Raw genomic sequence first — 26,747 nt, 5'->3', positions numbered from 1 at the left:
CTGTGTACCGTTACACAAAATGTGAATTGGAAGTATTTTTTAATTTTATGATACAGCTTGAACAATTTTTGTAATTTTTTTGTTGACTTGCAAGACGGTATCTACCACCTATAATCCTTCGATAACCAACAGCTTTACCACTTTCCCTAGGATGAGGTGCAACTCCAGCAAGACTTGCTACTTCCCTTCTGTTTAAGTAACCAAGCTCCGGTATTAAACACAGAAAATCTTGTGATAACTTTTTACCTATTCCAGGAACTGTTTTAAGGATTTTTTGATGTTCTTGTAACTCATGACTTTCATCAATGATTCTTTGTATAGTATTATTTAGTTCATCTATTTGGCCATTAAAAAATTCAATAGTTTTTTGACAACTTTCTCTTATATGGTCGTTTTCAGGTGCTTCCAGTCTACATTTTTCCTGAGTTCTCATTTGCGTGATGTCATCACGACGTTGACAAAGTGCAACCAAGGTTGATTGTTTTTCAGAAGTAGGTACAAATAGAGAGAGAGTTCTATGGCGTTCAAATCCATATTGAGCAAGAGCTCTTGCATCTGATTTATCGGATTTTGCTAAAGTTCCGTGAGATAAAATAAAACTTTTTACTTTACGGGTATTAGCTCGATGTACGGTGATATTCTTGTCAATAAGAAAATGTGACAAACCAAGCTCATATTTTCCTGTATTTTCTAAAGTCACTAAAGAATTAGGTAAGATATCTGAGAACTTTTGACACAATTGTTGCCAACCAGAAGTATTATTGTCAAATTCAACAGCATTCTTCTGCTTGTGAACTGCAACAACATTCTTGAATTTTCCGATGTCAATACCAATAAAATTTTGATAAGATCTAACCATTATAACCTCGATAGTTTTATTAATTTAAGATTGTAAACGGGTGCATATATATGTCCCACACAACTATTCAAACGTATCGAGAGATGGGCTAGTGTACCTTGATGGAAACGGTTGTAATACCAACTTTTTTTCGGTCGCACACGCCCGTGATAGCTCTATTCCTATAGTGAGTAGGGCTATCTTTCCCTCTTATCTCTTTTATATCACATTTTTAACTTACAACTTTTTTCTTACTGTTTTTCTTCTTGAATTTCTGCAAAAGTTTTACCAGTACCAGAAAGAATTGCCTCCCTACCTGTGTACACTTGCCAACGTTTTATGGTTACATCTACAAATTTTGAATCTAGCTCTATTGTTCTGCAAATTCTTCCTGTTCTCTCACATGCAATCAGTGTACTTCCAGAACCGCTAAATGGATCAAGTACTATGTCTCCTGATCTGCTGCTGTTTACTATTGCTCTCTCCATTAGCTCTACTGGCTTCATCGTTGGATGTAGTGAGTTGTGTGTTGGCTTATCATAAAACCAGAGGTCACTTTGATTTCTACCTCCATACCACTCACGTTTATTGCCACTTTTCCATCCATAAAGCATTGCTTCGTATTGTCTTTGATAATCAGATCTGCCTAGTGTAAAGTGATTCTTCGCCCAAATGATAAATGTTGACCAACGTCCACCTGCTTCTTCAAATGCTTTTTGCAACGTCGAAAACTCTGATGATGATATGCAGATGTAAATTGCTCCTTTCGTATATGCTAAAATATTGGAACAAATGTAGTAGAGAAAAAGTTCGTACTTTTCACCTTGATTATCGTTTAGTATTTTTTTATCTTCTCTTTCCTGACTGCTACCGTAATCAACGTTATATGGAGGATCACACACGGTAATATCTGCCATTTTATTGTCTAATACCGCTTTATATGATTCAACTAAAGAGCTATCACCACAATAGATTCGATGATCACCTAAAATCCAAAGATCACCTGGTTTTGTTATTTCTACCTTTTTGTCATCAACAACTAAGTCAGAAAGATTTTCTTTTTCACCGTCAAAATCATCGAGAAACCGTTGAACTTTTTCTAATTCAAATCCTGTCATTTTTAAGTCAAACTGCAAATCTTCTAGCTCTTGAATTTCCACTCTCAAAAGATCATCATCCCACTTTGCCCAATTAGCTGATTGATTTGCCAGTAACCGAAAAGCTTTAGTTTGTGGTTCATTTAAATTATCACTTAAGACCACTGGAATACTCTCCATACCAAGTTTTCTTGCTGCTTTGAGTCTTAAATGACCATCAACCACAGTACCATCGCTTTTTGCAACTATTGGAATACGAAAGCCAAATTCCCTGATTGAAGCACACATTCTGTTTACTACGTCATCATTTTTACGAGGATTACGCTTATATTCGACGAGGTTTTCAACAGGATAGTAGTGGATTGCTAAATTCATATCTTAATAATTAAAAAGTTAATATTCAAAATATCTCTGACGCTAAAGAAGGCCTGGGGTCGAACCCACCAAACCCGCCAGTATGGCCGAAAGGACCCACTTTCTATGGGCTTTTTGATATGTTAAAATCTTTACTAATATTCATAACGTAAAACATTAATGCCAAAGCATCTGCTTGATTATCATCTCTAGGTGAAAAACTTTTTTCACGTATCGCTTCAATAACTTCACTCTTACTTGCATTGCCTTTGCCTGTGATAAAGCGTTTTATAGTCTTAACAGGAACGCTCTGATAGGGAATATGATTCTCTTCACACCAAGCAGACAAATGTGCCAAGAAACCTCCGTAGCAATGAGCAGCATCAGTTCCTAAGTGTCTTCTAACTTCCTCAAAATAAACTGTTTCAATACTTGGAAATTTTTCCTTCATTTCATTTAGCCAGCTACGAAAATTTAAGAAGTGCATTCCACCACCACTAAACCGACTAGTATGAAAACTCTCACTTCCACTTTGAATTACTCCGTTGTGAAGAATAGACCATCCTGTTTGTTTGCCTAGATCTAGTGTTAGGGTTGACATTTGCTATTATTAAAATTACAAGTAGCACTTACTCCAAAATATCGTCTGGTTTCTGCAAAATACACTAGAAATTCATAGGTTTTTGTAGGCCAACAACGAGAATTATGTGCTACTGCAGAAAGTTGTTTTCTTGTTATATATATTCACCAAAATTACGAAAACTGTTCACTTTTTTTTTGCAAAGGATAAAAACCTTGTTAAACTTGTCTGCAGGTTTGTTTTATAACAGTAGAATTACTAAGGATAGCTTTTATTTGAGTTTAAAGGCTATTATAGACGTTCTTTGGTGAGCAGTGATAGTTTTTTCCCTAAAGTCACATCTAGCTTTAAAACACAGTTTTTGCCTTATTAAAAAAATATAAATTCTCAATTACGTAAAAGCCTAGATTTCTTTTGCTTTCTGTTTTCCAACTTTTCTGTTTGAAGCACATCTACACTCAATGCCCCTATACTAATATATACCGGATTTCTTACTACTTTTTCCGGGATTTTTTGAAAAAAAGTTAAAATAATTTTAAGACAGCTAAGGAATTAAAGAGCTTTGAAGACCAGCTATATCTTTTACAGCAGCTTCTTTGCTATTTGAGTTGAGAGGAGATTACACGAGCTTTTGATTTACAACCCCTATCTAGATAACGCTATAATAGCCCTCTAAAACGTTTTTAAGAATGGTGCTACAATGGAGACAATTGAAATGGGCTATGTAAAACTTTATTTTTTAATTTCAAGGGGGGTGTCCCCATCCTTCAGAAAGCCCTATATCTCTGCTTTTTATCTTTTTTAGATAGTCAGATGGGTTCTTACTACCTGTCAGAAAAGCTATTACTTCTGTTATTACGTACCACCATTCTCCATCGTGTAATACTCTAGTAAAATTGCTATTATCAAAAGCAGTAGTTTCAATATCTCCCTCTTTTAAAGTTAAAGTATCAGTCATAGGCAACCTCTATAAGTTAAGAATAAACATAAAAACTAAAAGACACTATTTTTAAGTCAGAAAAACCATTACTTACAATTTAATAATTTTCCAAAATCAATTATGTGTGAAAAGTAACCACTATCTATAACATCATCACTTACATCATTAACGTGGATAAGGACTGGACGACATGAAAAGCCTTTTGGACGATTTAGTGTATCTATTTTCTTTTGTACCTCTTGTATTATTGAATGACCAATTTTATCTTTTGAAAATTTGATTTCGCAAATGTAGAGAGTGTTAAACTTCGTTTGAATCATATAATCAATTTGACAACCTGCACTATTACGCGTTCTCTTCTGAAAAAATGGATTCTCGCTTATTATTCCATCAATTCCTAAGATATTATGTATACTCTTTCTATTGTTCAGCACCAAATTTTCAAATTGAAGCCCAATAATTGTATACCACTCTGGTAAGAACCCTATAGAATAGGTGTCACGATTAATTTTCCCTAGATCTTTTTCAATATATTTTAAATAAAACCTTAAATAATTATCTTGAAGTCTGTATCTCCTGAGTCGTGAATCAGTACCAGTTTTTATACTCCAAGTATGATCTTTTGCAATAAAACCAGCAAGCTCAAGCTCATGTAGATACTCAGAAATGCGTCCATGTCTTACGATATTTAAAGTAGCACAAATTTCTTCTTGTTCTTTAGCTCCAGTAGAAAGAGCTCTGACTATTTGCTTATAAAAAGCCGTTTTTCGCATGAATAAATCTGAGAATATTTGATTAAATTCTTCAACTAAAAACCCACCTTTTGTAAAACAAAGCCTTTTAATATTTTCTTCAGCGCTATGTTTAAAATTTACCTCCTCTAAATACTTTGGAATTCCGCCAGTTACTGCAAGCACCTTGAACTTTTCATATGCTGAAATATTTTTTGGCCAAAATTCGTTGCAATCAGAAAGTGATAATTCTCCGAGTGTTAAAGTTAACGATATTCTTCCTACGAAGCCAGTACTACTAAGTATATTTTTCTCGATCCATGATGAAGCTGATCCACAAACAACGAAAATTAGCTTGTTATTATTTTTTAGCTGCGTATCCCAAAAATTTTTTATTTTGCCTAAAAAGGTTGGATCTTTTGAGCCCATCCAAGAAATTTCATCAAACAGCAATAATGTTTTTCCTGATAGTAGACGTTCACCAACTGCCCATAGTAAATCGCTCCAGTCATCATACCTAGCAAAAGATGTATTAAATTGTCTAGCAACTTGTCTAGAAAATTCATTAAGTTGGTAGGACATTGTAGTATGCTTTTCTGGTGGCAAACCTATAAAGGAGTAATATTGCTCGAAGTATTTACCAAACTCTTGAATTAAACGACTTTTTCCTATACGACGCCTTCCTTTGACTACTACAAAAGATGCAGTATTTTTTTCTGTAAGCTCCAGTAATTGCTTTAACTCAGTTTTTCTACCAATAAACAATGGAGACATAAAATACGAAATATAAATCTTTGTCTCCATTATACGCGATAAAATTGGAGACGTAAATAAATAAATTTAGATCTTTGTCTCCATCTTGAATTATTGAGAGGGTTTTGTAGCTTATGTTTATGGCAAAACTTTTTTCCTTTAGCTTCATCTACAAATTATTTATACAGATTACCTAAAAACTCAACTTAAGAATTTTAGATAAAAGTCGTTATATTTCAATAAGACCTCCAAAACCAGCTCTTGTTTCACCGAAATTACAAAAACTGTTCACTTTTTTGAAAAAATATTTTACAAGGAATAAAAAACATAATAAAATTGAACAGGGCTCTTTCTAGTAAGTGAAAGTTTAAGGTAAAAGATAATTTAGAAGTACCTCATAATCGAGTTTTAAGCTACCCTATGTGAGTAACTTGGGTCTTGGTGGTATAGTTGTACCCTGAGGTTGTAGAATCGCTTTAAAACCCAATTACGGGTATCCGTTCAGAGGTGCGGCTTAAGAGACAATAGATAAAAGGTTTTGAAATGGATTTAACTTTTTTTTGTCTCCAAGTGAGATACAGAGAAATTATCCGCTCAAGGAATCTATTCCCTCGCTCTGACTGTGCAAAATATGAATTCTTACGATAGACAACATAACGCCGTATTTGTCGTTCAACATGATTATTCGTTAATGGAATATTCTTTGGTTCATCCAAAAATGTCCACATCATTGGCTCGGATTTTATAATACCCTTTACCGTTCGTGAAGCTCCTTTTGCTTCAAGTATATAAGATATTTTTATCATGCAGTACTGCATAAATCTTCGCAACTCTTTAGATTGCTTAGTGAACTTTGAAATACTAATTTCATTTTCTGACAAAGCATTTTTTAATGCAAATAATCCATTAGCTGCATCTTTTAAACAATTGCCAAGTCTCATTACTTCACTATTCCAGCTATGAGATAACCTCTCGAAATTTCTCAACAAGTGAGCCCAACAAATTTGTCGTTTTTCATCACTGAAGTAGTTGTAAACTGCATATCTGTCGGTAATTACACGATTTTTGTAATCACAAAATGCACTATTCTTTAAAAACCTCATTCCTCTTGTATCTGCTAACTTCATAAGACTTGAGTTATTGTTGGCAAACATCCAGCACCATCCCAACTTGCCTTTGTTGTAGTGACTGATTTCATCAATATGCAAAATTTCGCTTGCTTTCATTTCTTCCTCTATTTGTTCATAGACTTCTTTACATTTTGATGAGACCCTTGCTTCGCTGTTGGACACACTACCAACACTTATACTCATGTTAATGCTGGGGTTATAACATTTCTCATAATAGTCCGAACAGGTCATAGGAAGGCAGAATCAACAGCACGACGAAAGGATTCGAATAGAGGAATGTTTTTCCTGGCTCTGTTTTTTATAGCAAACCAATAATGCTCAATTTTGTTGAAATCTGGAGAATATGGAGGAAGATATAAAATTTCTGCACCAACTCCTTTAGCAAATCTTATTAGACTTATGAAAAGTAGCATTATCAAGGATAACAGTTTGTCCAGGTTCCAAAATCGGTGTCAGAAACTGCTCAAACCATTTATTAAAGATATCCATATTGCAGTGGCCTTTAAAGGTTAACGGAGCAATTATTTTTCTTCCACTTAAGGCTGCAACCATGCTAATTCGTTGAGTTTTCTTTCCAGATTTTAGGGCATAAAACCGCTGTCCTTTCTGGCAATACCCATAGGTTCAGTGTTATCAATGCCAGACTTATCTATATACACTAATTCTTTAAGTTCTTTTGTCGCTATAACATTTGCAAATTGAGCTCGCTTTTCCTCATTTCTTTCTTTGTATCCGTAGGTCTTTTTTTTCTTGTGAATCCTATATTTTTAAGTGCTCGATGAATCGTTTGTCTACTAATATTGCCCCAAAGCTTAGCCATCTCTGACTGAGTTTTACCACCTTGCTCATTTGCAAATTCGGTAAATGCATTCCAGTCGGTAATTTTATGCCACGCTTCCAGGCTTTTTTGATTGAAAATCTCCCGTTTTCTCACGTCTTTTCTTCCACTCATATAAAGTTGTTTTTCCGATCTTAAATCTCTTGGCAACAGTTTCTCCACTCTCTCCTTCATCCAATGCTTCCATTACCTTTTTCCTTAAGTCATAACTATATGCTGCTGGCATGCTTACCATCACTACTATAAATCCATATCTTACCTTTTTTGGACTATTATGAGAAGTGCTATAACTTCTAAAGATGCTATCCTTTTTGGCTTGTTATCTCTAGCCGGAATTTCAACTTCTACTTTTCCAGTACAAGGAACCCTTTCTATAAATTGCCATAATTTTTCTTCTCGAGAATACCTAGATGTTTTATTTACGTTTCGGTTTCTACAAGCTCTTATCAAAACCGCTGAATTAAGACGGTAAGCAAGCTCAAAAAAATCATAAATATCTGCTTCTCTATCACATACCGTTATAGTTTCTGTTTGAGTTGAATCTATAATTTCATTTGTTTTCTTTAAACTTTCTAGCCACTTTATGCTTTCTTTATCTTCAATACTAACGTTTCTACAACGTCTTCTTTTTTCTAGCTCTTGGTCTTCTTTAGATATAGATGGTCTCGAGTAAAGCTTTTGGTCTAGTATTCCTAATGTCAAGCCTTCTGTACTAATCGCAAAAGCTGTGTGCATCATAATACCTTTACTTTGTTTTTTTGAAACAACTGCCAATCCTCTTATTTTTTCATGTCCCATATATGAAATGCAACTTGTATCCTGAATCACAAGAATCCTTTTATGAGTTTTTGTTCTTTCAACAGTTTTTGCAATATGCGATGTTAAGATATCACTTCCTTTTACATTCTCATTTTGAAAAAAACGATAAGCTGCTTTTGCTTCTGACCAACTTCCACATGCTTGATTGATTGAACTTTCAGGTAAACTTATTAAACTATCAGCAATATTTACTAATCGATCTGTCAGTCTTTTATCTCCAAGTGCAGCATCCCCCAATTCATTTCTAGCCCATTCATTACCCTTGTTTGCCATTTTTATACCCTCAATATTCACAAACTTTAATATTCTAATCCTTTATTTATAAGTCCATTTACATTTGTGGGTAATAGTAAGGGTATAGGGACATAGCATCGCATGTAGAGGAGATGTATGACCACAAAATATCGGCAGCAGAGATATCAAGTATTACCGACAAATTACTGCCGTTAATCAATGAATGGCGCAGTCGTCCACTGCAATCTGTATATCCAATAGTATTCATGGATGGCATGTTTTTCAAAGTCAAGGAGGACGGGCATTGCGTAAGTAAATGCATGTATAATATATTAGGCATAGATCAAAATGGCAGAAAAGAAGTACTAGGCTTTTATTTAGCCGAAAGTGAAGTTCTGGTTAGGAGTGTTAAATGACCTAAAAGAGAGAGGGGTAGAGGATATTCTGATTGCATGTGTTGATGGTCTAAAAAGTTTTCCTGCGGCTATAAATAGTGTATTTCCCAAAGCAGAAGTACAAATATGTATAGTGCATCAGATAAGAAATTCATTGAAATATGTATCCAGCAAAGATGTGAAAATTTTCATGAATGATTTGAAAAAAATATATCGTGCTTCAAGTAAAGAAATCGCTGAAAATTATTTGCTTGAGCTGGAAGAAAAATGGGGTGAAAAATATCCTTTGGTCATAAAATCGTGGCAAAACAATTGGGAAAATTTGTCTGGTTATTTTAAGTATTCTGGCCCTGTTAGAAGGCTAATTTATACCACCAATCCAATTGAGGGGTTGCATAGACGAATCAGGAAATTCATTAAAACCAAGGGCTCATTTACCAGTACAAATGCCTTGTATAAGTTGGTATATTGTGCTATAAAAAAAGTGGAGCAAAAGTGGATTATGGCTCTCCCTAATTGGGCTTTAACTATGTCTCAACTTGACATCTTCTTTCCCAACAGATTGAAAATTGAGTTGAACTAAAAATGCGGCTTGACACACTTTTTTGAACATTCCCGATTAAGTCTAAACTATTACAGATAAATTAATCTTTTCTTCATCATTTATTTTAACAGTTACAAGCTTATTTTTACCATCACAAAAAGCACCTCCCGGCTCTAAATTAAAACGCATCTTCATCCCCCTTATTTTTATATCTACAATGTACAGCAACTATCATAATCCCCGACCATAAGCTCTTGCATTTACTCTGAGTAATTGATTTTTATTCACCCCCTCTAGAAAGCTAGATGGATTTTCCATTGTACACTCTGACTGTTTAATAGTCTTACCTGACTCTTTAAAAACACTACTATTTCTTTCGAAATATCCATTTTCTATAGCTGTCAAAACACTTTTTCCCCCTAACAGACAACTCTGCCCTAAACTTGATTTATTCTCTAACTTGTTAAATCTTACTTCATCGACAAGCCTCACCTCTATTTTATTACTATCTTTCTCATTAGGACATAGATGAATACTGATCTCTCCTACTTCAGTGGTAAAAGACATTTCAATGATATCTCCTGAGATGTCTGTATAATTTCTCCTTCCTTCTATGTTTTCAACTCTAATTATACTTTTTCCAACTTGAACTATACCAATATTTAGATTTAAATCTTTAGCTTTTTGATTATTGAATATCTTTGCAACTTCAATAGTACTATTTTGTGGGTAATCTATACAAAAATATCCATTATCTATTTCTAGTTCAAAGTCATGTTTATCAATTTGCTCACTTTTACTTATAATACTTTCAAGTGCTAACTCCTTCAGCTTTGAAAGGTTTGCTTTTCGCTGACCTAAGGTATCTTTATCTGAACAAATTACGTTTACTACATCTCCATGCTCTTCATCGCTAAATCTGTTTAAAGATGCACCTTCTGATATTATCTGAAATATTTTTTTCTTGTGTAAAAACTCATAAATTCGAGTAGTGTCAGCAGATAAATATAGCTTTGGGAATGTGTCAGCTATACGATCTATCAAGGACATATCAGATTTATATGGAAAAGTGAACATTATTCCTTGTTTCAGTGCTTCGTTTATAACTTTATCAAGTTCTTTTTCGCACTCCTCATAATCTTCTTCGCTACCAGAGTAACCTAAAATGTCCAGATAATCATGGATCTTATTTATTTTTTGCCAAATACTTTCATACTTTTCTTCTTCTCTTGTATTCGGTTTTACTTTCGCTAAAGAAAAAGAATCTTTTTGACGAATTAAAACAAAAGTATCTTTTTCTTTATGAATTATGGCTTCATCATAGAATAGTTGACTGTAACGCCTACCAAAACTTTCATCATAATCAGGGCAAGGGCTAACATTGTCACTTTCACTATCCGTTTCGTTCCATACTTCAATTGGGAAATCATTATTTTCAAGGTTTTCATCTTCACTTGTTCGGCAATTTTCTGTTTTTCCATATAGCCAGGTTGATTTCTGGTCATCGCTACTTTCATCGTCAGCTTCATTCCATACTCCAATCTCGAAATCAGTATTTTCAAGGTTTTTATCTTCACTTGTTCGATAATTTTCTGCTTCTCTATCTGGTAAGGTTGATTCTTGGTCATTATTATCAATAATATGTTTAATTTTCACTTCAGGTACAAACTGAAGCTTTGCTATTTCTTCTCTTACGTTTTCTTTGTTTATTTCATCTGCAAGAGACACTTCATTACTAATATAGAAATTTTTCTGTTTTAAACTTTCGTTTTCCTTCTGCAGTCTATTGAATTCTGCAAATAGTTCTTTATACTCTGATAAATAAATACAAAATTGATCTCTTACATCATTAAGCTCCTTCTCTTTTTCTAATATCTGATTTTCATAATCACCTTTCAAATCCTCTATACTGTTTATCAGCACTGTACTTTCTTTTCTTACTCTATTTAACTCATCTTCAGTCAAAACCAGTTTTTGCTGTAATTCTTCATTTATTTTGTCTGTTAACTGAATTTCATTCTTTGCCTCTTTTAATTGATTATTTAATTTCTTAATTATATCACTTTTGTTCTGAGTTTCTAATAATAATATTTCTACTTTCTGTTTTAGCTGTTCGATGTCTTGATCATTTTCAGTTAAATTTCTCGTCCTTCTTTGTAATTCAACTTCAAGCCTTTTAATTTTCCCTTCTAGGGTTTGCATTTCTCTGGTAAGTTCACTTACTTCTTCGTAATACTCTTCTACTCTTTTCTTATAGTGTTTTTGTAACTCTACATTTTTTTTAAGATCAAAATTTTCTTGTTGTAGATTTTCTATTTTACTTTTCAAACTATCTATTGCTTGATTTTCTTCATTGCTAATCTCAAATACCTCTTCAGGAAAATCTTCAAATTCACAAGATGAATTGCCTTCAAGGTCGTTACTACCAAATAAATTATATTGTACTACCTGCTTTAAACTAAACATACCTATACCCCCCACTAAAATAAACAAGTAATATATTGTATGCGCTATATATCATAAATACAATCAATTTGAATATAATCTATTTACTAATTCGTATTGTGAATTTTTATAGAGTAGGTTTAGGTGTAAAATATTATAATACCATTAAAGCAGGTGAATAAAGCATAGTCTTTTTGAAAGGATAAATTTAATGAAAAGACCATACTAATTAGTGTTATAAAGAATTGAATTATTGACTCTTCCTAAGATTGCAAAAAAGGTCGTATATTTGTGAGAACAAGCCGCGTAAAAATAAGGTTATAAAAATAGAAGATTTAAATTATTTCAATAAGCTTAGGCAAAACAGTTCGTATGTAGATATGGATGAAATGGGCTAATGTAGCTAGTTTTAGCGTATAGTTAAATTGTTATATTAAAAAGTTCGTATGGTACATATGGAAGACCATGCCATCCCAAAACGAACAATTCTCACCGCCCTTGGTTTTGAACGCTGGAAATGGTTAATTTGCTTGAGATCCTAATAATATGTTTTGCTAAATTAATAGCATTTTACTTGTGAAAGAATTAACAAGTGTATGATAAAAATAGAATATAAAAACAAATTGATCCTGTTAAGAGTCTTTCATCGAAAGTTACTTTGGGTTGGAAAAATTTCTAAAATCATGATTGACAGGTTTTAAAGACAGAGTAATATACCTAGAGTATAATAGAGGCTAGTTCATTATGGTACGTGAGAGGGTTAAGAATCAAAGTATTTTTTCATTCATTTGTAAAGAGGGGTAATTATGGACCGTGGAGATATTCCGGAAGTTTTGTTTTCATCTGTTAAGGAGGATGATCCTTACAAGGCATCTAAGCTCCTCCAAATTGAACGCTGGTGCTATACACATTCAAAAATAATTGAAAGAAGTGGTCAAAAAGGACACAATCTTATTGCACAAGTGTTATCTGACAAGCAGTCTTGGGAGGAGGTAGGAGGATTGCATGGAGTCAAGCTTAATAGACGGGAGGTAGGTAAAAGGCTTACTACACTACCAGATTCGGATAATGCTTTTGGCAGGGCAAGTAGATACAAAATTGCATGTGAGTGTTGTTTAGAGGATGAAATACGAGCTATATTTGAGGAAAGAAAAGAGGAATTGTCTGCTCAAGGTAGAAGTAGCTTGCTAGAGTATAACCACTTAGTTAAGTGCTTTGGAGAAGGTCCTATAGCACAGTTTTGGTCACATTTCATTAGTGGGTATCTTGATAAATTGGATTTGAGGGGTCGTCATCTATATGAGTGTGGGCTTGACTGTGCAGTAGGTTGGCACAGAGTAGAAGCAGTGGAATTCTTTTGTAATAAGATAAAATCCTTGCCTGACAATAAAATGAGTGCACAGAAAAAGGATGAGATCTTCATGAAAAATGCAGTGTATTCGGCAGGACCTAATTTTCGCGTTTACCCTGATATATTTGAGTTTTTCCTTGATCAGATAAATCCTGATAGATATCCAGAGCTTTTAAAAAGAGATTTGGAGAAAAATGGTTATTACGGTTCTTTGAATAAAATGAAGGACGTGCTTAGCTTTAATAAATTTCAGGAATTGTTCGATTGTTTAAAGCCAAGTGATATTACAGAAGATGATTATCGTCTCTGGTCAAAATTCATGATAAAGGACTGTCCAGAGTATTATTTAGGTGAGGGTGTGAGAGTTTTTATGCATATGTGGATGAAGGAAGGATTTGATAGTCATCGTGCTTTCACATTAGACGGGGAAATGATGGAAGATTCTTCTTTTCAAGGAAAATTTTCAGTACATTTGATTGAAAAAGGTTTTATGAAGCCAGTGTGGGCAATGTTAGATAATGCTAATTTTAGACAAATCAAGGAGTTCATGTCTTCTGAAAAAGCAAATTACATACGTTCTATATTAGAGCAAGGAGATCATGTTTCATTAAATAAGTTTTTAGCGTATGGCAAGTCTGCTGATAAAGAACTCGATCAAAAAAACATACCTGGCCCAAGCGGTGATTTAGCTGAGGTAGAGATTAGTAAACAATCTTATATGGGGTTAGGTGATCATTAAAAAGATCTAAAAGGAGGGTTATATGCCGAACGAAGAAAGACCACAAGATTTTGAGTTAATAGAACTATTAATTAGAGAGGTGAGTTCAGATGTAGCAAGTACTTCAACTCAACAGGGAAGTGATTTTAAATCTTTCAAAGCAAGATTTCAGTCATATATTGATCAGATTCCATCATATTTACATTCGGTAGGTAAAGAAGGATTTTTTCCTCATTTCTTTCTAGGAAGCTTTTCTACCTTGATAAATACAGAAATTGCGAAAAAGCTGAAGATTAAAAAAAATATATTTTAGATTTGATACTTCGGGTACATTAAAAGTAGCTGTTATTAGTAATGATAAAATACAATCTTATGAGGACGTTAAGAATCATGTAAAATTAATTTCTATCTCAGAGCATAACTCTGATAATAAAAACTGTAAGTTTACTTCAGGTGATCTGGTAGAGATATTGAAGAAGTGTCTTACTTCACCTAAAGGTAAAAGTATACAAGCTGAAGCTCAAGATATAAAAGATGCATTTAAAGGTCCGATAGATTCTGTATTAGAAATGGACTTTAGGTTAATACATATTTCCAGAAATAATATTAACAAAGAGGGTATTAATGTTGAAGTAATAGATACGAGAGTACTTAATTCCGCTGTTAGCAAAGGTTTTCATGAGGTAAAAGGAGGGTTGTGGAGTAATCCAGAAAGTGATATAGCGAAGCTGACTAATCCTGATGTGGAAAAAGTGAAAGAGCCTATTGAGAATATTCTAAAAAAAGTTAGTAAAATTCACTCTGAATATAAGGATTCACTTATGTACGGTGAAAAAAAGCGTACGCTATCCAATGGCAAAAAGGTTACCGTTCAATTCCGGGAAACAGCACATCATGGGTTTATAGCAGGCGCCCTAGTGAATTTTCGCTATAGACATAATCTTAGGGTTTATCTAGAGCAATTTGCAGGGAGAGGTTACGCTGATATTGTTTTAGTGCCTCGTGGTAAGGATAGGTCATTGAATGCTATTCCTATTATTATAGAAATGAAGGCTGCTACTAAAGCAGAGTTAGAAGAAGGTAAAATAGGAGAAAAGAGTGGAACTGCACCAACTACTGCTTTAAAGCAAGCTGAGGATTATACAAAAGGTTTTCAACCGAATGTAATGAGAATTTTAACTACTGCAAATGACATGCTATGCGTTGGTGTAAACCTTGATCATCCATCTCCTGTTTCGAATATCGTTGCTAAATCACGTGATCAAGAAATCACCCCTCTTTTTAATGATATAATGGAATCTATTGATGGACGAAATAATGGTAGAATTAATGAAGAAGGGCTGAAGGAGAAAGTTCAAAATAACATAGAGCGTATCTACCATACATTTCCTGGTACAGGAGAGAAGGGAGATAATCATTATTTTAGTAGGTTTTTGTTAGGGCAGTCTCTGTTATTAAATGAAGTTCAAGTTTTAGAAAGCAGTTTTAAAAAGCACGTTTTTATTTATGGAGAAAATATACCCACAGAAGCTCAACCTGAACCTAAATCTCAACGTCTTAAAGATCAGAAAAGTAAAGGGCAAGGTGCCAGTCAACCATCTAACTTGGATCAAAGCCATGGAGTTGTGACAATGGTATTTATTCCAATCAATGTTCAAAAATCAGTTTGTGTGATGAATATTGTTGAAACAGATGGAAGAGATAATGCGATGAACAAGGGAATTCCTCTTGATCAACTTCAGCAAGAAATAGGAAACAGGAAAATAGTTGAACTAAACCTTAGTTTTAACATTAAGAAAAAATCAAAATTTGAAGAGTATTTTAGCGTGGAGGTGGGAGAATCCGTTTCCCTAGAGCAGTATAATAGAAGAGAAACTAATAAATTTGAAGGTAATTTTAAAGATATTCCTTATCCTAAGGATTTTAAGAAAACATTTGATGAAGTACTAGTATCTCAGCTTGCTTCTTTACAAGATCAATCTTCATCAATAGGTAAGTACAAGAAGTTATTTGGCAAAGTAGGCGAGGCAATATTACCTCTTAAAGGTTTAATAGAAAAAGAAGCACATACTCAGGCAGTATTGCATGGAGCATTTGACCATTATAGTGATATCAAGCTAGGAGAACCACAACAAGAAGATAGAGCGTTAATATTAACAGAGTTTCAAACAGGTAGGGGAAAACGCATTGATATGCTAGTTCATGGTATTAAGTTTGCAAACCAAGCCAGCAGTGCTAAAGAGTATGATCCGGTAGGATTGGAGGTTAAAGGACCAAGGGAAGGTAAGACAGCTGATGCATTAATAACAGAAGCAAATAATCAAATAACTAAAGAGTATACAAAAGGTGTTACTTATAAAACGCTTACAGATGGCAACAAAGTTGCTTTTATGGGTGTTATTTTTGACAAAGGGGCGAGTAATACAAATTCTCTTATTTTAGTAAGTAAAGATGAATTTACTCCTGTTAAGGTAGTTCATAGCTCCATTTTTAGTTTTAGCCAATGTGCAACAAGAAAAAGACGTGATATAGGTATACCATGCATAGATTCACGTGATGAAGAAAAGGTTACAAAGGAAGAAAAAAAGCAACGTGTTAAAGAGCTATTTGATATTGATAATGCTAAGGATTTAACTAATGAAATTGTAGATATAGGTCGTGAGCAAGTGTTTGATATGATAGGCAATGCTGATAGGACTGATGTATATGTAAAAGTAAAAGATAACAATGGTAATGATAAAAAATTGATAATAGGTGATATTATAGAAATGAAGAATGCAGAAAGATATTTTGTAGATGATTATAGTGATGGTATTGAGATCTTAGTAAAAGTAGGCAGAGATAAGGATCGCGTTATAAAAGAAAAAATAAAAGGACAAAATATTGAGTATTATTTAAGCATCGATGGCTATGAAGTAAAATTCGATGATATAATTAAAAATTTTACTACAGATGCAGAAAGAGAGAAAATTCATAATAAATTACATCAACTATCAAATGATAAGCAGTTGTTAGAGAATAAAAAATACATTGAAGATATAGGTGATGTTCAAACTAATCAAGATTACTCTAATATTGTAGAGGAAATTAAACAGAACTTGCTAGCAAAAGGTGTTAGGGAAGATACTTTTGATACGTTTAAAAATCATTTTGATGATCTTGGTGAAAAAGTTTTTGCAGATTATATTAGTAATGTAGAAAGCAGCCTTCAAGAAAAAGGAATTGCATTTGATCGTGATAAATTTGATTCAGCGAAAATAAAAGGAGCAAAAGGTGGAAAGTTTTTTTCCATGATGGCTATATATGACTTGCTTGATAGTATAGGTGATACAGCAACACTTGGACGACATGATAATAATGCTTTAAAGCAAGTATTTGGTATCAATGGTATACTAGATGCTATGGATGATGTTAGGACGAGTGTAAGTATTTCTTCTAATAGTAAAGTAGGAAAATTGATTAGTAAAGTACCACAACCTGTACGTCAAACGTTTGTTAAGATTATCAGTAACCCCATAGTTCAAAGTATTACATTTGCAACTATTGCTTATCAATTTGGGTATAGTATAAATGAAATAGCTCAAGGTAATCATCATCCATTAAATTATTATTGGACAGCTAGTAGTGGTGTAAAACTAGCAAGTATGAGCATAAGGCCTATAAGTGCAAGTGTTAGCTTTACAGTAAAAAGTGTAAGTGCTACTACTAAGATTTTAAGAGGGTTATCTGCTGCAGGTAAAGTTTTAGGTAGGGTAGCAGTAGTTACTATGGTTGCTGATGTATTAATAACAATTGGTGTAGAAATTCATGAGAGAATAGAGTATACAAAAGCAATAGCAGAACAAGTACCTCTATTACCTGGTGGTGAACAAGCGGAAGTATTTTTTGCAGGAGTAATCAAGTTTTTTACAGGAAAAAATGTAGAAAAGGAATATGAAGACAAAATTAGAATAAAGGGTTATTTAAATTCTGTAAAAGAAGTAGCTATAAAACTGTTAAATGATAATTATGACATAGCTGCGGTTGTACAATACGTAATCTCCATTGAAGAGAAATATAGTGAGGTGATTAAAGATAAGGAAGTAAAGCCCATGTGTGTTATGTATCCCCCGTATAATCCTAATATAGGAGAGGATCTCGGTTGTGTAGAGCGGATGGTGTGGATATGTGGGTTGGAAAAAAGATACAATAGTATTTCTTTTAGTAAGGTTAATACAGCTTCTAATGTAAAGAATGATTTATATTCTCTTGATATCTCTAAAATACTAGGTATGGCACCTTATACTTTGGTTATGAATGAAGGTTGGGAAAGGTTTATCTGTGATATAAAAAATAACCATCAATGTCATCAGGAGATAGATGAAAAAAAAGTTTATGTTGTTAATACGGATGCAAAGCATATTCCTCATCTGACCAAGTATGAATATGAAAACCTTGGCTTAAGAATTGTAAAGGTACCGTTAAAATACTCAGGACCAAAATCGCAATGCGGTAAAGTAATCACTACACAACATAAGAATGGCAATTTGTACTACCCATGTAACAGCAACAAAGTCTACAGAGAGTGTCAAAATACTTTTGTTCTTTCAGAAGAACCTTTTATTTTCACTAATCCAACAAGAAAAGATCCTAGTAATACAAAAAAGCAAACATTTCCTAAAGGATCAGTGTTATATATTTCAGGGCCAAAAACATTAATAGCAGCTGCAAATTATCCAGCAGTAATGCATATTCCAGAAGGTAGTAATATACGTTATATTGGCTCAAAAAATAATGAAACTATCTTTGTTGTTGACAGCTTTACATCTGGTACTCTTGAAGGTGGAGCAGGAAAAGAAAATACTGTGGTAATGAATGTTAAAGCTAATAATATCGTTGCTGATTTGCACAATGGAATGTTAAATTACGGTAATAGCAACAACATAAGATTGGTCAACACACATAACTACGTATCTAGTTCTGACAGCAAGCAAAATATTACTACTCACTGTAAAACAAGATTTATTAATGTAAAAAATGCAGAAGTCTGGCAGAATTCACTTAACTGCACAGACAAAGATTATGAAGTTAGAGTAGTTAACAAAGAAAATGTGCATCACAGGGGATTAAAGCAAACAATATTTGTTGTTAATGAAGATAGTGATAATGTGAGGATAGTAAATGATTTAGGAGATACAGGAAAAATAAAAGGAAATATTGACGTAATAAGGATTCAAGTTAGTAATATCATACAGTGGGGAATAAGTGAGGATATAGAAAAAGGTAGTTATAGCTTAGATCTTTTAGCTAATAATGGACAGACTATTGTTTCAAGTACTAAAGTCAATGATTTTAAAAGTCTAGTAATTCAAGTAAATTGCCAAGGGATAACAGAGTCTGTTACAATACAAGATAAGTCTTTGTCTGATACAATAGAAGATATTAGATGTCAAAAGTTGAGAAATTCAGGAAATGATGTTAATAGAGAAGTCATACAAAATAGTGGAAAAAAGTTAAAAGCATTTATACAAGCAAGTATACTAGACCAAGAATTACTTGATACTTACCAAATTGCAAAAGATATTGCCAATAACAATAATTTTGACATACCAGTATCTCAAGTAGAAGTTATTAAAAATCACATGGGAGTACCTAATGAAAAAGTGATAATTGCTGGAATGTACTCAGATCAGGTAATTGTTGATTTTAGTTACAATAATTTTGATGTTACAAGTAGTTATCAGAAATACCTTAATAATGGACAGGGCTATGGTTATGATGACTACGTGATGCTATGTAATTACTATCAGGATATTACAATAGAAGGAGAGAAAGGGCAACACCAGTATATTATCAAACTGCCAGATACATTAAATAGTAAAATTTCGTCGTCGCCAATAAGGCTCAATTTAAAAATAAAAAACAAAGTGGTGTCTTATCAAAACATACCTTATAGTATCATTGATTTTGCTGAGTTAAATGTAACAGATGTTGATAGTATAAGAATAGAAGAAGGTAAAAGGAGTTATATAAATGCATGCTATAGCAAATCAATCTCTGACCTTACAGAGGATAGCTTAGAGATAAAAGATATTACTATACTTGATAGCAAAGGTAATAAATGGTCTTTGTCTATTGGTTTAGTTGATTATTTTAAAAATCCAGAGAATCAACAAATTGTATTACGAATAAACAATGAGATTTATAAAATAGATAGTACAAACTTAAAGCTTGAGCATGTAGAAATGAACCCGGACTCTTTCAGATACTATCAACCAGAGGAACAAGGGTTACAAATTTATCATAATCAACCTATCGATAAGAATGATATTGGTTTGGTTGATTTTAGAGATAAGTCTATATTGGATTTTGATGCCGAGATTACTGATGATAGTTTAGTGTTATCACATAAGAATAATACCTTAGCGAAAGTAGAAAATTGGAATAGTTATCAACTAGCAAGAGAAATGATGTTTGCTTTTAATGATACGATGGTTTCTAATTTGAAATGCATAGTCTCTGCTTGTAATTCAGAAGATATTATAGAGGACTTTAATAAGGAGAAAGTAACTTTATTAAAGGAGAAAATGTTTGATGCTATAGTGCGAAACAATATTAATGAAGCTAAAGGTTTAATTAGAAAAATTGAAAGTGTGAATACTGAAAGTAAGCATGAATTAACACCTTTATATATGGCTATTCAAGGAGGTAGGTTAGATGTAGTAAAAGTTCTTTTTGATAGAAAGGATTTTAGTGTTGAAAATAAGGACACCTACCCTCTGTACTTAGCTGCTCAAGAAGGTAAATTGAATATAGCTAAGTTTCTTGTTGATAAAGGTGCTGATATTAGGGCTAAAGATAAAGATGGTAGAACACCTCTACGTATGGCCGCTTACAACGGTGATTTAGAGATGGTTAAGTTCTTTCTTGATAAGAATGCAAGTATCGAGAATAATGACCCATATAAGATGATGAAGATGGTTGATGTTCTAAAAAAAGAAATTATTAACCAAGCAGATACTGCGGCTAATGTAAAAAAATGGGCAGAGTTTTTTGTAGAGAAGTTAAGATATTCAATAAAAAATGTAGTACAAAAGAAGCTAAAGGATGGCATGTTGCATAATGGATATAGTTCAGTTAATAAACTTGCTGATGAAATTTATAGATCAGATGGAAAGTTGTTTGATGATATAATTAAAGGAGTTATAAATGATGTGTATGGAAAAGTAGATACAAAAAAAATATTAAGTTTTGTACGAAGTCATGGTTATATTGATCAGCTTATTTTAAGTTACGTAGCTGTGTTTGATGCAATGCAAGAGAATGATGATTTAAATAATGGTGCAGTATTTAAGTTAGCTTACTATATAAAAGAAACAATGAATTTTGATAACTATGCTAATGCCCGGTTAGAAAAAAGATCTAACCTTGAGGAGCTAAAAAGCAGATTGCCAGAGTCAGTAAAGAATATAGTATTTGCGTCAGAAGTATGTATTAAAAATACTTATCAAAATGAATATTTATATGCTGCTGATAGTTGTTTTAATTATGACAGCAATAGAAGAAAGGTATTTACTTGGACTCCAAAGAATGAAAAAAATGATAAGTTTAGGTGGATGATTAAACCTGATGGTGATAACTTTAATATAGTGAATGCTGGATTTAATGAAAATCTGTATGCTGCTAGTGATTATTTCAATTATGACAACGACAGGAGAATGGTATTTACTTGGGTTTCAGGGGGAGGAGTTGCACGAGATGTGTGGATGATTAAACCTGATGGTAACGACTGCTCTATAATGAATGTTAAGCTTAAAGAATATGTGTATGCTGCTGATTATGCTAAACATGACAAAGATAGAAGAAGCGTATTCACTTGGATTCCAGGGGGAGAGGTTACACAAGGTGTATGGAAGATTGAAGATTGTGGATCTACTATAAGAAAAGGTAGAAGCCAGAGTACAGGTACTGGCTCTAGAGACAATAATGGCGGAGCTTTTAGTTTTAATCAAAGCCTAATAGAGCCTCCTGTTTGCAATGTTTCTGTGAATAGTCATTTTGGAGAAAATGTTGATGTTCATTCTAAAGATGAAAATGGTTGGACGCCGCCACACTTAGCTGCATGGAAAGGTCAATTAAATGATACTAGATCATTAGTCGAGAAGGGAGCCGATATTAATGCTGAGAATATTTTTGGTAGGAAACCTATACATGTTGCTGCTGAAAATAATAATACAAACATTATAGAATTTTTTCTCAGCAAGGGAATGAGCATCGATGATGTTGATAGATATGGTCGAACACCACTATACTGTGCTTCTTGGAATGGTCACTTAGGTGTAGTGAAGTACCTTGTAGAAAAGGGAGCTGACATTAATGCTCAGGACAAAGGTGGTGAGACATCGCTGGATGCTGCTACTGATCAAAAACATGAAGATGTTGTAGGGTATTTAAAACAAGTGCAGCTAAATCAAGAATTACTTATTGCAGCACAATATGGTAATTTTGATGAAGTTAGAGATCTTGTAAGTCAAGGGGCTAGCTTGAATGCTAAGTATAGTAATGGGATGACTGTTATGCATTCTGCTGCTTATGGTGGTAATCTGGATATAGTAAAATATTTTGTAGCAGATGCAAAAAATAGCTTAGAAATTAAAGATAATGGCGGTAGAGTTCCCCTGCACTATGCTGCTTACAATGGTAAGCTAGATGTGGTAAAGTATTTTGTAGATGAAGGGGAAGTTGATGTTAATCTAAAAGATAGTGATGGGCAGACAGCATTGCACATGGCTTCTGGTGGCAGCCATCTGGATGTAATGGGGTATCTTGCAAGTAAGGGAGCAGATATCAAAGCTAAAGATAAGGATGGTAAGACACCGCTAGATATCGCCATCGACCGAAAGCATGATAGCATCGTAAAATACTTAAAACAAGCTCAATTAAATGAGCAATTACTGGCTGCAGTGCAAGGTGGTAATTTTAAAAAAGTTAAAGATCTTGTAAATCGAGGTGCTAGTTTGGACGATGCTAACATTGATGCTCAAGATAAGGAAGGAAAAACACCTTTGCATTTTGCCGCTCAAGAAGGAGATTTGGGCATGGTCCAATTTTTCCTTGATAGGGGTGCTAAGATTGAAGCCAAAGACAAATATGGATGGACACCTTTACACTTTGCTGCTTCTAGTGACAAGTTTGACATAGTTAAGTTTCTGTTCAATAAGAACGCTAATATTAAAGCTAGAGATATCTACGGCGATACACCTTTGCATCTGGCTGCTCAGTATAGTAGTAAGCTTGAAATAGTTGAATTTCTTTTAGATAAGGATGCTAGTGATATTAATGATGTAACTAATGACCACTCTACACTTTTACATGTAGCTGTAGAGGGAAACAAATTAGATACAGTCAAATTCCTTCTTGATAGAGGTGCTGATATTGAAGTCAAGGACATTCATAACCAAACACCTTTGGGATTGGCTATTCAAAAGGGTTACACAGATATAGTTAAAGCTTTGGAACGGGAACGATTAGGTAAAGAGTTATTTACTGCTGTGAGAGAATTTAATCTTCCTAGAGTTGAAGAGCTTATAAGTCGAGGAGCTAATGTTGATACTAAAAACAAGAATGGTAAAACACCGCTAGAGTTTGCTATTAATACAAAGAACGTTCTTGAAGAGAATCAGGAATCTCTCAATAGTTCATTATTGTTCACCCAACAAGGTCATATAGTGAGAGTTTTAGAACAGGAGCAATTACGCAGGAAGTTGTTTACTGCTGTAAGAGAAGAAAATCTCCTTAAAGTTAGAGAGCTTATTAGTCAAGGGGCTGATGTTGATGCTAAAAAGGATGGTAAAACGCCACTAGATATTGCTAAAGAGAAACTAAGAGAACGTGGTAAAAACAAAGAATGTAGTGATATTGTGCAGTGCTTAGAAAAACTCAAGCAGAAAAGAGGAGAAGCTGTACAACGTAAACGCCGTCATTTACTGAGTGAGTTGCTAGGTTCGAGTAATCAACCTGAGATAGCAGCAAGTAGTGGTACAAGACCATCTTCATGGATAAATAATTGTATTTCTTGGGCGAAAAAATTAGCAGCTAGCACTTTCTCTATAATTCCTGCATTACCCTCTCAATACAACATTGCAGACAAGAATAATGTAAAAAGTGATAATAAAAAAATACCACAAAGTACATCATCTGTTGGTTGGAATAAATTCCTAAATAATGAAAATATTGCTCTTGCGAGTTGTGTTGCCGATGCATTAGATAATACTCCAAGTAGGCGCTATCAAGGTTTAATGAGTAAAGGAGTAGAAGTTGTGCCAAGCAGCAGAGTTGCAGTTGAATTTGCTCTTAAAAAATTTAATTCATTTGTAGAAGATAAAATAAGAAACCTAGAATCAAAAGAACAAGCTAGAATACGTGTTGAACTTAAAGATGCGTATCCAGAAATAATAGCAAGCTTGGAAAGAGGAGTTGAATTTAGTAGTAATGTTGGGTTAGATAATGTTTTAGAAAAGTCCAAGAAGCGCTTTTGTACAAATGTCCTACAAAAAGATAAAGTATCAACTTATCTTTCTGAGATAGGAGTAACCAAGCTTGGAGGTAATCTCAATAGGTAGTTTATAATATAAGAGGTGGAGCTATAATGTGCCAAGTAGTGGAAAATTTAAAGTGAGGGTAGCCAAAATAATTAGAGATACCAGACCAAGTTTGATGGTCCTAATACTAACATGGATGAAGTAGACATTAAATGCTAAGTGGTTAATGTGTTTTCCATATTGAACTTACAGCACGTAGCTTTGATATAGAAGTTTGGGTAATGTTATGATAGTAATTTATATAATTCTATGTACAATCTTCATAGCTGTTTTAGACAGTTCACTAGATTCTTAATGAGGGGATATGTCTAACTTAGAGAAGGTTTTCATAAATGTTGAAGTGAATAAGTTGTAGTATTTATGTTTTTTCCCTGAGTTGTAAAATTTCAGAATGAGAGAGACCGGTAATTTGAGCAATAACATCAATAGATACACCGGCCTTGAGTGAGTTTTTGGCAACTTCAATTTTACCTTCAATTTTACCTTCAATTTTACCTTCAATTTTACCTTTTTCATGGCCGATTTGGATGCCTTCTTGTCTACCTTCATGTTTAGCATCATCGAGTTTTTGAGCAAGGACAGCCTGTTCATCACGAATACGCTTGATCTCCTGTTCATAGGCAATAAATTCTTTTTCTGACCAGTTGAACCTATTTAGTTCTTCATATGCTCTTTTAATTATTAGATCACTTCCTATTATTCTCTCTAGCTCTTCTTCACTAGTTTCGTCTGCATATCTGAAAAAGTAGACCCATTTTTCAACTATACTTGAAAGCTGATCTTCTTTGGTTTTTGGAAATTTAGGCAACTCAATAAATATAAAGTAAAAATCTTTTAGATCATGTTCATTAGTATCTTCATCGCGAATAGTATGCTTTGATTTGTACTCAGACTTATCAGGGAATAAAATACAATCTGCTATAGCAATAAAGATAATTTCCTTAAGGTCATGGTATTGATCACCTTTATCAGCTTGTCTTGAGTAAGCTTTAGCTGCGTAATATTGAGCACGTTTTTCAAAGCCTTTGGTTTTAGCGACCTGCATTTCGACTATGACTTGCAGCCCATTTTCATCTCTACAAAGAACATCAACGCTTTGTTTTTTAGAGGCAATATCAGGGTCTTGAATAGTACTTAAAAACTCTATATCCTTTATTGCACTTTTGCCGGTGAAGCCAAGAATATCATTAAGAAAGTGAATAAGGATATCTTTATTTTTTTCAGTGCCAAAGATGCGCTTGAACGATATATCATTTTTTGGATCGAGAAACTTCGAAAGAGCCATGACGGGTTAACCTAGAAAACATTAATAATTATACACAATTGTGAAGAAATGTTCAACAATTTTGATTTATGTTAACCTGTATAATATTTATTTCTGTATGGCAAAGTATACTACTGTTTCCATAAGGGGTTCTGTCGCATCTATAAATTGTGGTACAAGAAGATCGTTAAACTGGGATTATGGGAGTTATAGAGCAATTAGCATAGCAAAATTCTAAAAAGTAGAAACATTATCATTAGCCCCGATAATTTGTCTTTTTTGAATCATACGAATATTTTCTATGCCGGTAATGGTAATCTTTGCGGAGTGGAAGCTCTTAAAACCAAGCATTGGCTTTATTCGTTTTTTGATAAATCTATGATCTTGTTCGACAATATTATTTAGATATTTTATTTGAAAAACCATGATTCTACAATCTTCAGAAATTTCTGTATTCAAATCATCAAGAGCAGCAGTATTACTGCCGCTTTTATCAATTACTACTTTCTCAGGAAGGTTATTCTCTCTAAAGGCTTTACGAAAGAACGCAAGTGCCGCAGACTTGTCTCTACGAGCACACAACAGAAAGTCTACAGTATTACCAAGACTATCTAGTGCTCTGTATAGATAAACCCATTTGCCGTTTAATTTAACGTAGGTCTCGTCCATTCTCCAGCTACTGCCAACCTGCTTCTTCCTTTTCCTTACCGCTTCATCTATCAGTGGCACAAATCTGATAACCCACCTTTGTAACGTAGCATGATCAATTTTTGCTCCCCTTATACTCAGCATTTCTTCCAAATCTCGATAGCTCAAAGAGAATCTACATTTCATATATACAGATAACATTATTATCTCTGCTGAAAAGCTAAATCCTTTGAAATATGGCAATAATTTTGAACTAATACGAAACATCTTTGCTTTTTTTTTAGATGATCATATCACTTCTTTTCTACTTTCCTACAAATGTTACATACCAGGATTTATAGATGCGACAGAACCGAAAAAAGGATGGCTTATTTGGTTATTCTCATAAGCAAAGTATAGTATATTTTGCAACATAATGCAGATGCAACTTATAGGCGGCCTTTTTGTTTAAAGTTAAAATGAAATTAAATTTTGTAATTTTTTTGAGG

Annotated in this window: 10 protein-coding genes and 5 pseudogenes; 4 read left to right on the top strand and 11 right to left on the bottom strand. The window is 33.6% G+C overall.

From position 1 onward, the window contains the following. Positions 1–100: 100 nt before the first annotated feature. The 8 genes and pseudogenes from OOL01_RS02100 to OOL01_RS02065 all read right to left on the bottom strand — a co-directional run. Positions 101–859: pseudogene (locus OOL01_RS02100) on the bottom strand (IS110 family RNA-guided transposase); the annotation flags it as partial. A gap of 230 nt (positions 860–1,089) precedes the next feature. Then, positions 1,090–2,310, bottom strand: a complete 1,221-nt coding sequence (locus tag OOL01_RS02095) for a DNA modification methylase (protein WP_264687024.1) — start codon at positions 2,308–2,310, stop codon at positions 1,090–1,092. A gap of 103 nt (positions 2,311–2,413) precedes the next feature. After that, positions 2,414–2,890: a RuvC family protein gene (locus tag OOL01_RS02090; RefSeq protein ID WP_262986406.1), complete on the bottom strand. Its 477-nt coding sequence runs from the start codon at positions 2,888–2,890 to the stop codon at positions 2,414–2,416. Positions 2,891–3,614: 724 nt separating this feature from the next. Further along, entirely contained in the window at positions 3,615–3,827 is a 213-nt protein-coding gene (locus tag OOL01_RS02085; protein ID WP_264376217.1) for a BRO-N domain-containing protein, read from the bottom strand. A 68-nt stretch (positions 3,828–3,895) separates the two neighbouring features. Then, positions 3,896–5,314: an AAA family ATPase gene (locus OOL01_RS02080; protein WP_264687023.1), complete on the bottom strand. Its 1,419-nt coding sequence runs from the start codon at positions 5,312–5,314 to the stop codon at positions 3,896–3,898. Between the two features lie 493 nt (positions 5,315–5,807). Then, positions 5,808–6,621, bottom strand: a pseudogene (tnpC, locus tag OOL01_RS02075) (IS66 family transposase); the annotation flags it as partial. 29 nt (positions 6,622–6,650) lie between these two features. Next, a pseudogene (locus OOL01_RS02070) lies at positions 6,651–7,487 on the bottom strand (IS630 family transposase). A 62-nt stretch (positions 7,488–7,549) separates the two neighbouring features. After that, positions 7,550–8,353 (bottom strand): annotated as a pseudogene (locus OOL01_RS02065) (IS4 family transposase); the annotation flags it as partial. Positions 8,354–8,433: 80 nt separating this feature from the next. Between OOL01_RS02065 and OOL01_RS02060 the strand changes: the two are divergent. Further along, positions 8,434–9,292: pseudogene (locus OOL01_RS02060) on the top strand (IS256 family transposase); the annotation flags it as partial. Between the two features lie 192 nt (positions 9,293–9,484). On the opposite strand, the gene OOL01_RS02055 reads toward OOL01_RS02060, so the two are convergent. Beyond that, positions 9,485–11,719, bottom strand: coding sequence for a coiled-coil domain-containing protein (locus tag OOL01_RS02055; protein ID WP_264687022.1), 2,235 nt, complete (start codon positions 11,717–11,719; stop codon positions 9,485–9,487). Between the two features lie 785 nt (positions 11,720–12,504). On the opposite strand from OOL01_RS02055, the gene OOL01_RS02050 reads away from it, so the two are divergent. From OOL01_RS02050 to OOL01_RS02040, 3 genes are all read left to right on the top strand, one after another. Further along, complete coding sequence (locus tag OOL01_RS02050) at positions 12,505–13,788, top strand: hypothetical protein (protein ID WP_264687021.1); 1,284 nt, start codon at positions 12,505–12,507, stop codon at positions 13,786–13,788. 22 nt (positions 13,789–13,810) lie between these two features. After that, positions 13,811–14,080, top strand: coding sequence for a hypothetical protein (locus OOL01_RS02045; RefSeq protein ID WP_264687020.1), 270 nt, complete (start codon positions 13,811–13,813; stop codon positions 14,078–14,080). Positions 14,081–14,237: 157 nt separating this feature from the next. Continuing rightward, complete coding sequence (locus OOL01_RS02040; RefSeq protein ID WP_264687019.1) at positions 14,238–24,368, top strand: ankyrin repeat domain-containing protein; 10,131 nt, start codon at positions 14,238–14,240, stop codon at positions 24,366–24,368. Between the two features lie 337 nt (positions 24,369–24,705). Here OOL01_RS02040 and OOL01_RS02035 read toward each other — a convergent pair whose 3' ends face one another. After that, the gene (locus OOL01_RS02035; protein WP_264687018.1) at positions 24,706–25,632 is read right to left on the bottom strand and encodes an Rpn family recombination-promoting nuclease/putative transposase; all 927 of its coding nucleotides are present in this window, start codon (positions 25,630–25,632) and stop codon (positions 24,706–24,708) included. Positions 25,633–25,845: 213 nt separating this feature from the next. Beyond that, complete coding sequence (locus tag OOL01_RS02030) at positions 25,846–26,526, bottom strand: IS6 family transposase (protein ID WP_264376282.1); 681 nt, start codon at positions 26,524–26,526, stop codon at positions 25,846–25,848. Between the last annotated feature and the right edge of the window lie 221 nt (positions 26,527–26,747).

The organism is Wolbachia endosymbiont (group B) of Rhopobota naevana (assembly GCF_947250615.1).
Lineage (GTDB): Bacteria > Pseudomonadota > Alphaproteobacteria > Rickettsiales > Anaplasmataceae > Wolbachia.
The sequence above is the reverse complement of the archived record's forward strand: the minus strand, read 5'-3'. Positions and strand labels throughout refer to the sequence as shown.